Source organism: Bacillus sp. RO1 (genome assembly GCF_012524115.1).
Taxonomy (GTDB): domain Bacteria; phylum Bacillota; class Bacilli; order Bacillales; family Bacillaceae_I; genus Sutcliffiella_A.
This window is the reverse complement of record NZ_JAAZWB010000011.1, coordinates 1-13,791: the sequence shown is the minus strand read 5'-3', so window position 1 is coordinate 13,791 and position 13,791 is coordinate 1. Positions and strand designations below refer to the sequence as shown.

The following is a 13,791-nucleotide window of genomic DNA, read 5'->3' as shown; positions in this document are numbered from 1 at the left end:
GGGGCTGTCGTGGCAGCTCCCTGTTTCCGTTTCCTTCCGGCAGCCCTGTCTTCGGGTTTTGGGGGCCGCTCTCTGTTACCGTTTCCCTCCTGCAACTCGGGTTTCGGTCTTTGAGGGCCGCACTCTGTTACCGTTTCTCTCCTGCAACTCGGCGTTCGGGCCTTGAGAGCCGATCTCTGTTACCCTTTCTCTCCTGCAACTCGGGCTTCGGGCTTTGAGGGCCGCTCTCTGTTACCGTTTCTCGCCTGCAACTCGGCGTTCGGGCCTTGAGAGCCGATCTCTGTTACCACTTCCCTGCTATTGCTCAGCATTCGCGCTTTGAGACCACCCCTATTTCATAAAGTCAGTCTCCACTACACCCTCCCACCAAATCTTCCCGCTCTAAAATCCTCAAACGCCTCCACAATCTCTTCCTCCGTGTTCATCACAAAAGGACCTCTTGCAACTATGGGTTCCCCAATAGGTTTACCAGTATAAATAAGCACCCTAGATCGCTCCTGAGCCGCCGTTATCTCCAGCGTATTGACCGCACCATCGTCTGCTCCCCCATCATATGAAAGCAGTCCCACCTCGGTTTTCCTCAATGTCACAGCTCCCTCACCACCAAATGTCATCTCTCCTTGGAGCATATAAACATGACCGTTATGATTTGCAGGCAATTCAAGAGAGTAACGCTCACCCGCGCGTAAATAAAGCTCAAACATATTAATGGGAACCAATGAGTTCATCGGACCTGTCACTCCCTCTGCGCTTCCCGAGTAAACTCGTAAAGAACCACCTTTCAACTCCACCCAAGGAGCTTCTTCCAAAAGTACATTCTGATAAGAGGACTTCGTCTGCTTCAAGCTCTTCGGCAAATTCAGCCAGAGCTGCAACGTATGAATGACATCCTCATCAACGGCTTCCTCCGCATGGCGAGCACCACTCCCGGCATTCATATATTGAACATCTCCCGCATGCAACACAGAGTGTCCACCCTGATTGTCGGTATGCTCAAGCCTGCCGTCCACCACATAGGTGATAGTCTGGAAACCGCGGTGAGGATGGTCGGAGAAGGTTCCTCGTTTGAACCAATCGTCTGCCATCAATATGAATGGGTCGTACTCTCGCATTCGGTCAGGAGGCAAGATCCATCCTTGCTGAACATGGGGATAGCCTGGATTTTTATATTGCACCTTCCAGTGGTCTCTAATCAGCCGATTACCTGTTTTCATAAAAGAACATCCTTTCGTAAGTTAATACCTATAGCATACATAACCTGGAATATTCGACTCAAGTTTCTAGCTTTTAAAATGTGCATCCATTATACCCTCCACAAAACAAAAAACCTTCAATCCCCTAAGGAATCGAAGGTTTTACCATTTAATCTAATCCTAATGAAAGGAAAGCGCCTTTTGCTCCTTCCCGTCACTAAGAAAGAGGGTTTCCGCCGTAGATGCGAAAAGCTCATCAAATAGCGCAGGATTATCTACTAAAGATACGCCATAGCTAGGAATCATTTCTTGAATTTTCTCTTTCCATTCAAACATTTGCTCAGGGAAGCATTTTTCAAATACTTCGAGCATAACGTGAACGGCAGTGGAAGCTCCTGGAGAAGCGCCGAGCAATGCGGCTATGGAGCCGTCGGATGCACTAACCACTTCAGTACCAAATTGAAGAGTACCTTTTCCGCCTGCTTCCGTGTCCTTAATGACTTGAACACGTTGACCTGCCACAACGATCTCCCAGTCTTCACTTTTAGCGTTCGGGATAAACTCGCGTAGCTCATCCATGCGCTTTTCATTGGATAACAGCACCTGTTGAATCAAGTACTTGGTCAGCGCCATTTCTTTGAATCCAGCCGAAAGCATGGTCATAACATTGTATGGCTTTACGGAGCCAATCAAGTCCAGGTTGGAGCCGGTTTTCAGAAACTTCGGTGAGAAGCCTGCAAATGGGCCAAACAGCAAGCTCTTTTTGTTGTTGATGTATCTAGTATCAAGGTGAGGCACAGACATAGGTGGCGCTCCGACCTTTGCCTTTCCATACACTTTTGCGTGATGTTTCTCGACTACATCAGGATTGTTGCATACTAGGAACAATCCGCTAACTGGGAAGCCACCGATATTCTTCGATTCCGGGATACCGGTTTTTTGTAATAATGGCAGACTGCCACCGCCACCGCCGATGAATACAAACTTGGCATGGTGATACTCAACTTGACCAGTTTTCCCATTGCGAATCTTCAATTCCCATGACCCGTCATTAGCACGCTTAAGGTTCTCTACGCTGTGCTCGTAATGAACTTCTACGTTGTTTTTCTCCAAGTGGTCAAACAACATGCGGGTCAGCGCACCGAAATTGACATCTGTACCAGAGTCAATTTTAGTTGCTGCAATTGGCTCCGTTGAGGTGCGGCCTTCCATCATAAGCGGCATCCATTCCTTCAGCTTTTCCGGATCTTCTGAGTATTCCATTCCTTTGAAAAGCGGGTTCGCTGATAGCGCTTCCATACGTTTTTTCAAAAATGTGACATTTTCTTTCCCTTCCACAAAGCTGATATGTGGAATTGGCATAATAAAGTCCTGTGGGTTGCTGATTAGATTTCGTTTAACTAAATAGGACCAGTATTGGCGCGAAAGCTGGAACTGCTCGTTAACCTTTACCGCCTTGCTGATATCCATCGTTCCGTCCGCTTTTAACGACGTATAGTTCAGCTCGCATAAAGCTGCATGTCCCGTTCCGGCATTATTCCACTCATTTGAGCTTTCTTCCCCTGCACTTGCTAGCTTTTCAAACACTTTAATATTCCAATCCGGTGCAACTTCCTTCAATAATGAACCTAAAGTCGCGCTCATGACACCGGCACCAATTAAGATAACGTCTGTTTTATTCTGCATGTTGCTCATCATTACACATCCCCTAAATTTATAAAAAAGAGCAGGCGCTATAGCTAAAGGCATAACGCTACCTAAAAACATACTTTGTCCATCTTAATCTCTATCATATCACATTTAGGCCTAACTTTTCACCAGATTACACCCTATTATCTGATTATTTTAAACTGTCTGGAGCAAAAAAGAAAACGGTACTGCAAGCCTCCACAAGTATTTGTAGCTCACTGTACCGCTTCCGCTATTAATCTCTTTCTCTTGCGTTTTGCGTGTCTCGAATATTTTTCTGGATGGTGATTGCTGCAAATAAGCTGAGCACAAAGGACATGCCGTAAAAGCCTTTTTCACTCAAAATGATACTTCCGGCATTATAAAGGCCGATTGCCATTAAGGATATGGATACAATAAGGGCAAACCAACTGATCCCGTAATAAATTCCAGAAACAGGAATGTCTTCTTCTCGATCTCGTACTGCTTTTTGTAAGGACACGGCTGCATACAGACCGAAAGTCAATACAGCAAAATAGTAGCCCTTCTCATTGAGTTCCATCGTAGCATTGAACAGGCCGATTAAATAAGCGGAAACACCAACCACAAGTGCGGCCCAACTTGCGCCTTTAAAGGCGGCCGTGGGTTCCCCTTCTTTTCTTTCTACTTTGACCTTTGGTTTATTTTCGTCTCTTTTTAATAACGGGTTATCATTCATCTCTGCCATCCCATTCTCCCCTTTACTGAGTTCACATATGGATAATTATAGCAATATTTTACAAATATGAAATAGGGTAATGGCAAATTTCTTATGCTTCCTTCACAACCTTTTGTATATAGAAAACATAGCATTGTCGGTCTTCATCAATTTCCGTGGAATCGACATGGCATTCCCCTATTCCAGGGAGGTGCACAATATCCTTTAACAAAAATTTGATGGCTTCCCAGTGGCTTTCCAATGGTTGTGTGTGAAGGAGAGGCATATCTTGAAGGTATTTAAATTCACGAAATTCCATGTGAATGCCGGCAGGGTACGATTTTTCCTTATAGAAATTCCTTGCTACCTCATCTTTTTCTACTGTAATAGTTTCGGTACTGTTATCTAAGGAGCCCTCATTGCATATTAATTTATATTGAATTCCTTCTTTTATGAAAAAAGTGCAAAGCTGCCTTGCAAATATTTCATCTTCACTGATTTTTCCTTTTTTGTATTCGTAAATGGGGTCATAGCTACCTCGATCGTGTAAATAATAAATAAGTTCCATTAGGTTGGTTCACCTACCTGTCTTTATTGTCATTTAATCTCATCATAGCAAAGTTACGCAGATTCATCTCCCAAATTATTAAAATTTTTTCCTATTCATTTCCTATTTTTGTTACTATTAGTTTAGTCCAATATGTAAGAAAGGAGTAATCCTCATGACAAAGACAAAAAAAGTATTAAGTAGTGTTTCTGCGACCATATTCGCTTTGGGTATGACAGGCTGTGGTTCCAATACGGAGGAAGTCAGTTCGCTGCCCCCAGAGCCATTAGATGACCGTTGTAATGAGTATGAGTGGGATAATGAAGAGGGTGTCTATCAATGCGACGATGAATCATCCAGTTATTATCGAAGCTATTATCACGGAGGGAGCTTTTTTGGAAGTAAGTCTTCCTTAAAAAAGGATTCATCATATAAGAATTATCGAAACAGTTCTTCTTATAAATCCAATACAACGCCAAGCAAGGGGTTTGGCAGTGGTTCCTCTTATAGTGGAGGCTGAGTTAGATGAAAGAGCAAGCGTATCAAACTGCCCGAGAGGATTTTTATGCAAAGTTCCCAGCCTTCTGGAGCGATTTGTATGGCCAGGAATACGCCCTCTATTCCCTTTATGAAATAGAGGAAGAAGAAGCTGAACACATTCGTAAAGTGACCGATAGAGTAGGGAGAATTTTTTCGAAAATGGCAAAGCTCCTGCGGGGACTTGAGGAAGAAACCCTTCTCGAACTTGGGTATCCCAAAGAGACCATTCCATTCCTGTCACTCAAGGAGATGGAGGCCGAGTCCGTGATCTCCCGGGTGGATCTGGTAAAAACAATAGATACATATAAAGTATTGGAGATTAATAGCGACACCCCAACGTTTATAAAAGAATTATTTCAAATGAACGGGGAAGTTTGTAAAGAGTTTAAACGGGCAGACCCTAATGCCCAAGAAGAGGAGCGCTTAGGAAGAGCGGTAAAGAATGCCATATTTGAGAGCTATCAGGTTTTGGGTAAAAAGAAGTTCCCAAATATTGTGTTTACTTCCCATGATGAAAATTTCGAGGATAAACAAACGGTATTATATTTAAAGGATATTTGTAGACTTCCTGCCCAATATATTCCCCTGCACAAGCTGAAAATTATTGAAGGGGAAGCGTTGTTGGATGATGAGGGAAGAAAGATTGATGTGCTATATCGCCAGACCTTCCCGATAGAATCGCTCATATTAGATAGGGATCAGGAAACTGGTGCGAATGTTGGCCTACATTTGTTAGAGTTGGTCCGCTTGAAGAAGCTTGCAATCGTTAATCCGTTAAGTGCCTTTCTTTTACAATCTAAGTCGGTGCAAGCTGTTATTTGGGGACTTCATGAAGAAAATAGCGATTATTTTACACAAGAGGAGCATAAGTGGATTAGTGAATATTTTCTCGCTACCTACTTAGAGCCCACCCCTTTTTTGACTGCAGGGAAAAAATATGTGGAAAAGCCGACCTTTGGGAGAGAAGGCGATTCTGTCAAAATATACGAGCGTTCAGGGGAAAAGGTAGAGGAAGATCCAAACAATAGTTATATAGATTATGTGCAGGTCTACCAAGAGTATATAGATTTACCAAAGATCTCGTTTCAAACAAATAATGGGGTAAAAGACGGTCATATGATGATTGGTGCTTTTCTTGTGAATGAACAAGCAAGTGCATTTGGATACCGTTTAGGAAAACAAATTATTGATAATTTATCTTATTTTATGCCTGTAGGGTTTAAACATACGAAGGAGTGATTGGAAATGGGCAGTTATTTAGCGTCTTTTGGTTTATATGCTGGTACAGCATTTGTTCTACTGTTTATTGGTTTATTTTTGTTCGATTTAACATCTAGGAATGAGAAAATCAAACTCGTTTCACAAGGAAATACAACGGCAGCGCTGGTGATGGGTGGAAAACTGCTCGGTTTGGCATTTGTTATCGGATCCGCCATCGCACATTCCGTATCCTTCTTGGATATGGTTATCTGGGGAGTTATTGGGATTATCGCGCAGATCGTCTTTTACGTGCTAGCTGAAGTGGTTACAATCAACTACAGCATTAAGGATGCAATCAATGAGGATCGTGTGTCTGTGGGCATCTTATTGATGATGTTCTCCTTGTCCATCGGTTGGATTATTGCCAGTTCGTTAACCTATTAAAAAAAGAAAGCTCAAAGCATCCGTCGCTTTGAGCTTTTATCTATTTATCCCACTTTAAACTTTGATTCATATGTATGTTTATCACAGATGATATACAGTTTTGCGTCGCTTGGAATCTTCTCATCCAACCTTCTATTAATGTCCAGCTCTTTTCCGTTCGATAATAATGTTGCCCCTTTATCGAGGATTTCATGAAATGCTTGCCTATAGGTGCTCCAAGCTGGGTCAGCAGCAACTTCATAAATGTTATCTCCATGCATTCTGCTGGTAAGCTGTCTAAATAGATGCGACGAACCGTTGTACATGGTAGCTTTAGCTAATAACCGAGACGCCGTTTCACCAGAAATGACAAATTCGTCTACATTAGCATGGGAGAAATTTGGTATGCTTTTTTCTTTTCTAATTTCCACGATTGTATAGATGTTACGATTATGTATCTTGGAAAGCCGTTCTACAGATGATGCGACTAACAGCGTTTTTCCATCGGAAAGCGAAGCATCTTCTATCATATCATCTGAAAAAATGGTCACGGATTTTGCTTCAAGAACGTTCGCCTTTAGCAGGACGGCATCTTCACTCGCATCTCCTTGTACGTAATCCACTTCTAACTCACAGGGATTTGTTTTTTTAGAATCTATCAATACAATTTGCGCATTCTGGTTATCTTCTAATATCTCAGCCATTGCTCTTTCTGTCTTATCTGTCCACCCAACAAATACAAAATGATTCGTTTTCTTACTGCTCAATTTCCCTTCCCCCTTCCATTTGCTATATAGTGATAATAAATTTACCACTTTTCCTATCAACACACCGATAAGTCCAATGCCAAAAATAAATAGAAACATGGCAAAAGTCTTTCCTTCCACTGTTGTCGGAGACACATCCCCGTAGCCCACGGTAGTAACCGTCGTCATCGTCCACCATAACCCTTCAAATACAGTCGGAAATGTATCCGGCTCTAACAGATGCATGGTGAGTGAACTTCCGGCAATAACTAGAATGGAAACAAGTACTATAGCAAAATTATTTGTTTTGATTACATTTTTAAAGAATCTCTGTAAAATCCACACTCTCAATCACCCCTTCTTTACACAACCTCTGCCAACACAATCCGGTTTCTACCACCGTTTTTTGCTGTATAAAGCAGTTTATCTACTTTTTCCACCAAAAGATCTGGTCGCTCCCCGTTTTGTTTTCCAGATCCAAAGCTCATCGTGACAGAGAACGCCTCACCATTGTCATAGAATACGTGGCTTGCTACTGCTTGTTTGATTTCATCAAGCACTTTTTTTACCTCAGATTCGTTTTTGTAATAGAGGATAAGGGCGAATTCTTCCCCCCCATAGCGGAACGCTTTTCCTTGCTTATTTGATAGAACAGCGGTCAGAATCTCTCCTATCTGGCGCAGCACTTTATCTCCAGTGACATGTCCATATTTATCATTGATGGTTTTAAATTTATCAATGTCAGTCAAAGCAAGATAAAACTGTTTTTCCTTATCCAGATCATTCCGCAAGCATTCTTGAAAAGAACGGTGATTTGCTAGATTAGTAAGGTAATCACGATTTGCCGCTTCCACCAGCAAGCTATTTTCCCACTGATGTTTCCGTTCTCTAGAAACAATGATACCTCCCAATCCGCCAATAAGAAGTAAAAAGAATACAGCACTAAAATAGTCCATCATGTTATGTAAAGTAATGGAATCTTGCCTCTGAGCGAAAAAAATAATTGTGTACACCAGCGTAAAGAAACCAGCAGAAAGTATACCTCCAAGAAAACGCCAGTAAACCGCCACATGCAAAATAATCAAATAAGCCAGTGGAAACAGGGGACTCGCTACCCCTCCTGTTAACGGAATGAGCGCTGAAAACGCCACAAAGTCAAAGAAAGGTCCACCCTTGGTCATCATGACGTACATCCTTGATCCTTGAGGTGATTTATGTAGATAATAATCCGATACGCCCATATAGAGAAAACCAAAAATCACTAATAAAATAAATAACGTAATCTTCCATTCATCTGTGTTGCCCATATTTTGAACGGCAAAAACCACTATTGATAGGACAAGAAAAAACCAACGCAAAGAAGAAAAAATAATCTCCAGTGCATGATGCGACTGGTAAGCATTCTTTATAAAAGCATTCATAACATCCACATCCTGTAAAAAACTTATACTTCTTCATTATAAAGGAAAGAAGGGTGGAAAGGACAGCTAGAGTACCCATTGAGTCATGTTTTTTTGGGTTGAGGGGACAGGCACACCGACCCGTTTTCTCTCCAAAGGATAAACAGGTATGCATTACCTTTTGCCTCGGCCCATTCATTTATCCAAAAGCTTATACTTCTCCTTCAAGGAAGACGGAGCCATCTTCACTATCCGCTCGAGCACAAACGTCACAACCATCACATCATCCAATACTCCGAAAAACAGAAGATAATCCGGAATTAAATCAAAAGGGAAAATCAAATAAGCAAGGAGGAGCACTACACCAGCTATCTTTTTAGCCCATGATACTTGGTTTGACCTAAAATAATCTATCAGGAAAGGAATGAACCTCCAAAAGGTGAAGATAAACTTTAAACGTCTGACAAACTTCCGCATATAATTTCCTCTTTTCTCTTTTTCTTTTGGTACGTTTTATTATAGCTCGCTTTGTTTTACTTTAATAACTTCAGGGAAGGATCAACAATTCTTCATTAATAATCGTCAACAGTCATTACAACCATACTTGGCTCAATATCCATCGCCTCGTTGCCCTTTATCTTTACACTGCAGCAACTTTTCACGTGAATCAGAATAGGACAGCCTCTATCCCATACTCCCTAAAATAATTTATTAACATTTGGCAAGAATAAAATTGTATTTTATAAAAGGTTAGAAATGAGTGTTCGGTGGATGTTTGTAAAGTATAAAACCTTTTTTTCTGTTCTTACTCAATGGATTATATTGGGAGCAATAGTTGGATTAATAGTAGGGTCCACAACCAATTTTCTTTTAGAAACAAATGATTACCTTGGAGATTTACGATTACAAAACGATTGGCTTATCCTACTCCTCCCCTTTGGAGGAATCATTATTGGTTACATTTATATGAACTATGGAAAAGTTTATTTACATAATACATTAAGCGACACATCTGAATTAAATAACCTGGTAATTGACGCCGTTAACGGGGAAAAAGATGTTCCTATTAGAATGGGGCCCATAGTCTATATTGGTACTTTTATTACAGTTTTGCTTGGGGGCTCTACAGGGAGAGAAGGGGCAGCTGTTCAAATGGGAAGCAGTGTAGCAGCAGCAGTTAACCACTTCTTTAAATTAAATAGATTGGACAAAAAAATTCTAATCATGAGCGGGATTAGTGCTGGTTTTGGAGCTGCTTTTGGAGCACCAGTAACTGGTGTTGTTTTTGGCATGGAGATGGCGACATTAGGTAAATTAAAACTGGAAGCACTTGTTCCATGCTTTACGGCTAGTTTTGTTGCACACTATGTCACCATAGCAGCTTGGGGACATAAACACGAAGAATTCTTCATAAAAAGTGTACCTGAAATTTCAATTATTTCGTTTATGAAAGTAATTTTCCTATCCCTAATCTTCTGTCTGGTCAGCGTTTTATATTGTCAGTTAAGGCATAGGATTCAAAATTTGTCTGAGAAATTTTTTAAGAAGAATCATATGAAAAGAGCTTTCTATGGAGGAGTCCTTGTTGTAGCCTTAACTATCATAATTGGTTCACAAGACTACAATGGCCGGGGAATAGAGATGCTTGAACAATCTTTCAAAGAAGAAGTTCCCCCCTTCTCTTTTCTTGCCAAGTTAATCTTGACTGCGATAACGCTTGGTAGCGGCTTTGTTGGAGGGGAAGCCATCCCCTTATTCTTCATGGGCGCAACATTAGGAAATGCTTTACATAATTTTATGGATTTACCATTATCATTCATCGCTGCATTAGGACTAATTGCCACCTTTAGTGCAGGTGCCAATACCCCTCTGGCAGCATTCCTTTTGGCAATGGAGATGTTTAATGGAAAAGGGATAGAATACTTCTTTGTTGCCTGTCTGATTAGCTATCTATTTTCTGGTCATCACGGACTATGGCCTTCTCAAAAGATATATGAACCGAAGAGCAGGTTATATAAACTCACCCCGGGTGAAACTATCGAAAAGGCAGAAAAATAATAAGTGTTCCGTCATAAATGGCGGAACACTTATTATTTATGTTGTTAAGGACAAAATCGTCTACTTCTACTAAAATAAACGCACCTTTTCACCTTCCCCATTGGGGATTGGCTTACTTATATTTACTCAGTAACGCTTCTGGAATATGACAATAATCATCTGGACATCTAGCCAGCCTATCTTGATGTTCTTCGGCACTTCTCACATAGTTTGTAAGTGGTGATACTTCCACAACAATACGGTCGGAATCATTTCTCCTCTTGATAAAAGTCCTCGCCGCTTCCAAATGTTTGGGATCTTCACTATACACTCCAGTTCTATATTTCTCCCCCACATCATCACCTTGTTTATTCAAGCTATATGGGTCAATAATCTCAAAGAAATATTCCATCAATCTCGTTACAGTTACCACTTTCGGGTCAAACTCTGTTTTTACACACTCCGCATAACCATCATACTCACCTTCAAGAGTATTACTTGTGCCATTCGCTCTGCCCGCTTCTGTAAAGGTAACACCAGGCAAGGTCTTTATGAATGCTTGTACACCCCAAAGACATCCGCCAGCTATATAAATTACTTCCATCCTCTCACTCCTTATGGGTTGATGGAACAGCCCCCTCAAAGTATAAATGGGTTAAATGCCGTGTTCCACTTGAACCTTTATACTTCCATATAATTTGCACAGACTCTATTCCTGCCTGAACGTTTCGCCTTATACAAACACTCATCTGCCATGTCCACAATTTGGTTAGTATCGCTCACTGTTTCCGGATAGGTGGCAACTCCTATTGAAATAGTTAATTTAACCATCTCATTTGGTGATACCTGAAAGCTATGTTTTTCTACTGCCTTTCTAATACGTTCTGCTATTTCTTTCGCTTGATGATGCGGACAATCAGGTAAAATAACGGAAAACTCTTCTCCCCCATTTCGTGACACAACATCAAAAGAACGAGTACTACTTGTTAAAATCTTTCCTAACTCTATTAAAATTTTATCACCGTTCGGATGCCCGTATGTATCATTAATCTGTTTAAAATGGTCAATGTCAATGATTAACAAAGATAACCTTTCACTTTTAGCAGTAGCATTACTTATAAGCGAATTCCATATAACATCGAATTGGCGTACATTATTTAAACCAGTCAGAAAATCTGTTGTAGATTCTTTTTCATATTTCATCAACAGGTATTGTGTTTTCCGTATATATTCAACAAAGAAAACAGAAGTAAGTCCACCTACTACCGAGATAAACCAATAAGAAGGTATAAGACTTTTTAACACTTCACTGTCTCTTACAAGAAATGCTATGATCACACTAAAGACGATATTTGAAAAAATAATCATATATAGGCTGTGTTTATATGAATTTGGGTCAAGATTAGCTTTTTTATATGATTTATAAATGAAAATAAAACCGATAATTAATATTACCATCAAAATCATTGCTGCCACTGCAGAAGTAGTTATACCAAAAATGAACCTGCTGAGTATAATCAAAATTGCGCTTATTATCGCATGTGGTATCCCAATAAACAATATAATCAACATGACTGGGATGAAACGCAAATCAACAATTGTTTCAGATGTTACCTGTATGGAAAAATTCATTAAAATAAAACCTAATAGTCCTCCCGCAAACCCATCAATAATTATCGAGCTAAGGTTAGATCTTTCCTCTAACTTTATTTTCCATCTAAATTGCAAATAGATAAAAATTAAAGCAACTAGTACACACAGATTTATAAATAAATCATTTAATAAAGATAACACCTCTACACATCCCTTTTATCAGTTGAACATCCCTTCATAGGGATTTAATTCTTTCACACTCTACTATACTATATTATTATGAATTATTTTACATTTTTACCGTACTTTTCTCCCATTATCTCTTACAATTAAAGCTTATCCTAGCTACCAATACCAAATTTATACTAGAGTTAATTGAACCCCCCCAAGGATAAATATAGCGACACTATTTGTAGTGAAAAGGGAAATGAATAGTACAAAAGAACTAAAAATTATATATATATTTGTGTATTCCTCTCCTATTCATTCATGTATAATACAGTTGTTAAAATTGTTTGAAAATTATTTGCAAGCGAGGGTATATAATGAGGAAACACTATATAGACGTGATAAGAGTACTAGCAATACTGTTATTAATTCCATTTCATTCTGCAAGAATTTATGATTTTTATCCATTTTACATTAAAGATGATGAAAGCATGATGTTACAACTGTTTGCTATTTTTTTGTCACAATGGCGGATGCCGATTCTTTTCTTGGTTTCTGGTGTAGGGACGTACTTTATCCTTCGATCTAGGAGTAACAGATCCTTCATTTCCGATCGACTGAAACGATTGCTCATCCCCTTTATTTTTGCTATTTTAGTGATTGTACCCCCGCAAGGATATTATGCGTCCTTAAGTAAAGGAATCATTCCTGCTACTACAAGTTATTGGGAGTATTATCCTACATTTTTCACTTTTGATCTTTCACAAATTGACGGATTTACTGGCACATTTACTCCAGCCCACATGTGGTTCATATTATTTTTAGTTTTGTTCTCGTTCATAAGCATCGCTGTTTTCCGTTTTATTCAACAAAAGAAGAGTATGGTTACCCCTTCTACCCATTCTTGGCTGTTATATTTGTTGATTATCCCTATTTTCATTACTGATATTTCCTTATTAGGTATGGAATTTAATCCATTCTATTATTTTACTTTTTTTCTTTACGGAGCATACATCGTAAAGGAACCAGAAGTAGAGCGGATGATAACGATAGAACGAACACGCTTATTAGTAATCGCTATAATTAGCATGGGTGCTGTGCTTTGCTTATATTGGCTGCATATTATAAATGGTCTTATTACTCCGCTGATACTATTCACCTTGTTACAAGCGATCACCACTTTTACATGGATTTTTGCAATTATTGGCTACTTTAAAACATATATGAATAAAAAAATTGAATGGATTTCAGCTTTGAATAAAATGGCATTTACCATATATATACTTCACCAAACATTGATCGTGGTAATTGGGTATTACTTGCAGCAAACCTCTATATGGATGTGGACTCAATTTATATTGATTAACCTACTTACCTTCTTCTCTATTGGTTTACTATATTTCCTTTTCATCAAACGTTTTACCTTTGTAAAAATTTTATTTGGAGCAAAATGAAAGAGGCTGGGACAAAACTAAAAAAGCCTAATAAAAGACGAACAATTTAGGTGTCATAGGTATTGGCTCTAAATACCGCTGTTGATCTCCACAAATGGCTTCGCTTTCCTAGGGGCGGTGCTTGA

At 39.7% G+C, this 13,791-nt stretch carries 14 protein-coding genes; 5 read left to right on the top strand and 9 right to left on the bottom strand.

Annotation, left to right across the window (positions count from 1 at the left end; all coding sequences use genetic code 11):
* Positions 1 to 353: 353 nt before the first annotated feature.
* The 4 genes from HC179_RS00345 to HC179_RS00330 form a co-directional block, all read right to left on the bottom strand.
* A complete protein-coding gene (locus HC179_RS00345) occupies positions 354 to 1,214 on the bottom strand; it encodes a pirin family protein (RefSeq protein WP_168862532.1) in 861 nt (286 codons plus the stop codon).
* A 159-nt stretch (positions 1,215 to 1,373) separates the two neighbouring features.
* On the bottom strand, positions 1,374 to 2,888 hold the full coding sequence (mqo, locus tag HC179_RS00340) for a malate dehydrogenase (quinone) (RefSeq protein ID WP_168862533.1): 1,515 nt from the start codon (positions 2,886 to 2,888) through the stop codon (positions 1,374 to 1,376).
* A 229-nt stretch (positions 2,889 to 3,117) separates the two neighbouring features.
* Complete coding sequence (yiaA, locus tag HC179_RS00335) at positions 3,118 to 3,588, bottom strand: inner membrane protein YiaA (RefSeq protein WP_168862531.1); 471 nt, start codon at positions 3,586 to 3,588, stop codon at positions 3,118 to 3,120.
* An 82-nt stretch (positions 3,589 to 3,670) separates the two neighbouring features.
* Positions 3,671 to 4,126: an RNA helicase gene (locus HC179_RS00330; RefSeq protein ID WP_168862530.1), complete on the bottom strand. Its 456-nt coding sequence runs from the start codon at positions 4,124 to 4,126 to the stop codon at positions 3,671 to 3,673.
* A 154-nt stretch (positions 4,127 to 4,280) separates the two neighbouring features.
* On the opposite strand from HC179_RS00330, the gene HC179_RS00325 reads away from it, so the two are divergent.
* The 3 genes from HC179_RS00325 to HC179_RS00315 are packed head-to-tail and all read left to right on the top strand — an operon-like array spanning position 4,281 to position 6,289.
* Positions 4,281 to 4,625, top strand: a complete 345-nt coding sequence (locus tag HC179_RS00325) for an aminotransferase yhxA (RefSeq protein ID WP_168862529.1) — start codon at positions 4,281 to 4,283, stop codon at positions 4,623 to 4,625.
* Between the two features lie 5 nt (positions 4,626 to 4,630).
* Positions 4,631 to 5,884: a glutathionylspermidine synthase family protein gene (locus HC179_RS00320; RefSeq protein WP_168862528.1), complete on the top strand. Its 1,254-nt coding sequence runs from the start codon at positions 4,631 to 4,633 to the stop codon at positions 5,882 to 5,884.
* Between the two features lie 6 nt (positions 5,885 to 5,890).
* Positions 5,891 to 6,289: a DUF350 domain-containing protein gene (locus HC179_RS00315; protein ID WP_168862527.1), complete on the top strand. Its 399-nt coding sequence runs from the start codon at positions 5,891 to 5,893 to the stop codon at positions 6,287 to 6,289.
* A 44-nt stretch (positions 6,290 to 6,333) separates the two neighbouring features.
* Here the strand turns inward: HC179_RS00315 and HC179_RS00310 are convergent, their stop codons facing one another.
* The 3 genes from HC179_RS00310 to HC179_RS00300 all read right to left on the bottom strand — a co-directional run bounded on the left by HC179_RS00310 (position 6,334) and on the right by HC179_RS00300 (position 8,891).
* Entirely contained in the window at positions 6,334 to 7,359 is a 1,026-nt protein-coding gene (locus HC179_RS00310) for an ion channel (protein WP_168862526.1), read from the bottom strand.
* Between the two features lie 17 nt (positions 7,360 to 7,376).
* Positions 7,377 to 8,435 carry a GGDEF domain-containing protein gene (locus HC179_RS00305; RefSeq protein ID WP_168862525.1) on the bottom strand — a complete coding sequence of 353 codons (1,059 nt, stop codon included), beginning with the start codon at positions 8,433 to 8,435 and terminating at the stop codon, positions 7,377 to 7,379.
* 174 nt (positions 8,436 to 8,609) lie between these two features.
* A complete protein-coding gene (locus tag HC179_RS00300) occupies positions 8,610 to 8,891 on the bottom strand; it encodes a YkvA family protein (RefSeq protein WP_168862524.1) in 282 nt (93 codons plus the stop codon).
* A gap of 294 nt (positions 8,892 to 9,185) precedes the next feature.
* Here HC179_RS00300 and HC179_RS00295 point away from each other — a divergent pair, with 294 nt between their 5' ends.
* Positions 9,186 to 10,472 carry a voltage-gated chloride channel family protein gene (locus HC179_RS00295; RefSeq protein WP_168862523.1) on the top strand — a complete coding sequence of 429 codons (1,287 nt, stop codon included), beginning with the start codon at positions 9,186 to 9,188 and terminating at the stop codon, positions 10,470 to 10,472.
* A gap of 112 nt (positions 10,473 to 10,584) precedes the next feature.
* On the opposite strand, the gene HC179_RS00290 is transcribed toward HC179_RS00295, so the two are convergent.
* Positions 10,585 to 11,055, bottom strand: a complete 471-nt coding sequence (locus tag HC179_RS00290) for a peptide-methionine (S)-S-oxide reductase (protein WP_168862522.1) — start codon at positions 11,053 to 11,055, stop codon at positions 10,585 to 10,587.
* A 77-nt stretch (positions 11,056 to 11,132) separates the two neighbouring features.
* Positions 11,133 to 12,245, bottom strand: a complete 1,113-nt coding sequence (locus tag HC179_RS00285; RefSeq protein WP_168862521.1) for a diguanylate cyclase — start codon at positions 12,243 to 12,245, stop codon at positions 11,133 to 11,135.
* 344 nt (positions 12,246 to 12,589) lie between these two features.
* On the opposite strand from HC179_RS00285, the gene HC179_RS00280 reads away from it, so the two are divergent.
* On the top strand, positions 12,590 to 13,666 hold the full coding sequence (locus HC179_RS00280; RefSeq protein WP_168862520.1) for an acyltransferase family protein: 1,077 nt from the start codon (positions 12,590 to 12,592) through the stop codon (positions 13,664 to 13,666).
* Positions 13,667 to 13,791 lie beyond the last annotated feature (125 nt).

Coding starts and splice junctions, on each gene's coding strand:
- HC179_RS00345 (WP_168862532.1), bottom strand. CDS start 1,214: ATGAAAACAGGTAATCGGCTGATTAGAGACCACTGGAAGGTGCAATAT.
- mqo (WP_168862533.1), bottom strand. CDS start 2,888: ATGAGCAACATGCAGAATAAAACAGACGTTATCTTAATTGGTGCCGGT.
- yiaA (WP_168862531.1), bottom strand. CDS start 3,588: ATGGCAGAGATGAATGATAACCCGTTATTAAAAAGAGACGAAAATAAA.
- HC179_RS00330 (WP_168862530.1), bottom strand. CDS start 4,126: ATGGAACTTATTTATTATTTACACGATCGAGGTAGCTATGACCCCATT.
- HC179_RS00325 (WP_168862529.1), top strand. CDS start 4,281: ATGACAAAGACAAAAAAAGTATTAAGTAGTGTTTCTGCGACCATATTC.
- HC179_RS00320 (WP_168862528.1), top strand. CDS start 4,631: ATGAAAGAGCAAGCGTATCAAACTGCCCGAGAGGATTTTTATGCAAAG.
- HC179_RS00315 (WP_168862527.1), top strand. CDS start 5,891: ATGGGCAGTTATTTAGCGTCTTTTGGTTTATATGCTGGTACAGCATTT.
- HC179_RS00305 (WP_168862525.1), bottom strand. CDS start 8,435: ATGAATGCTTTTATAAAGAATGCTTACCAGTCGCATCATGCACTGGAG.
- HC179_RS00300 (WP_168862524.1), bottom strand. CDS start 8,891: ATGCGGAAGTTTGTCAGACGTTTAAAGTTTATCTTCACCTTTTGGAGG.
- HC179_RS00295 (WP_168862523.1), top strand. CDS start 9,186: ATGTTTGTAAAGTATAAAACCTTTTTTTCTGTTCTTACTCAATGGATT.
- HC179_RS00290 (WP_168862522.1), bottom strand. CDS start 11,055: ATGGAAGTAATTTATATAGCTGGCGGATGTCTTTGGGGTGTACAAGCA.
- HC179_RS00280 (WP_168862520.1), top strand. CDS start 12,590: ATGAGGAAACACTATATAGACGTGATAAGAGTACTAGCAATACTGTTA.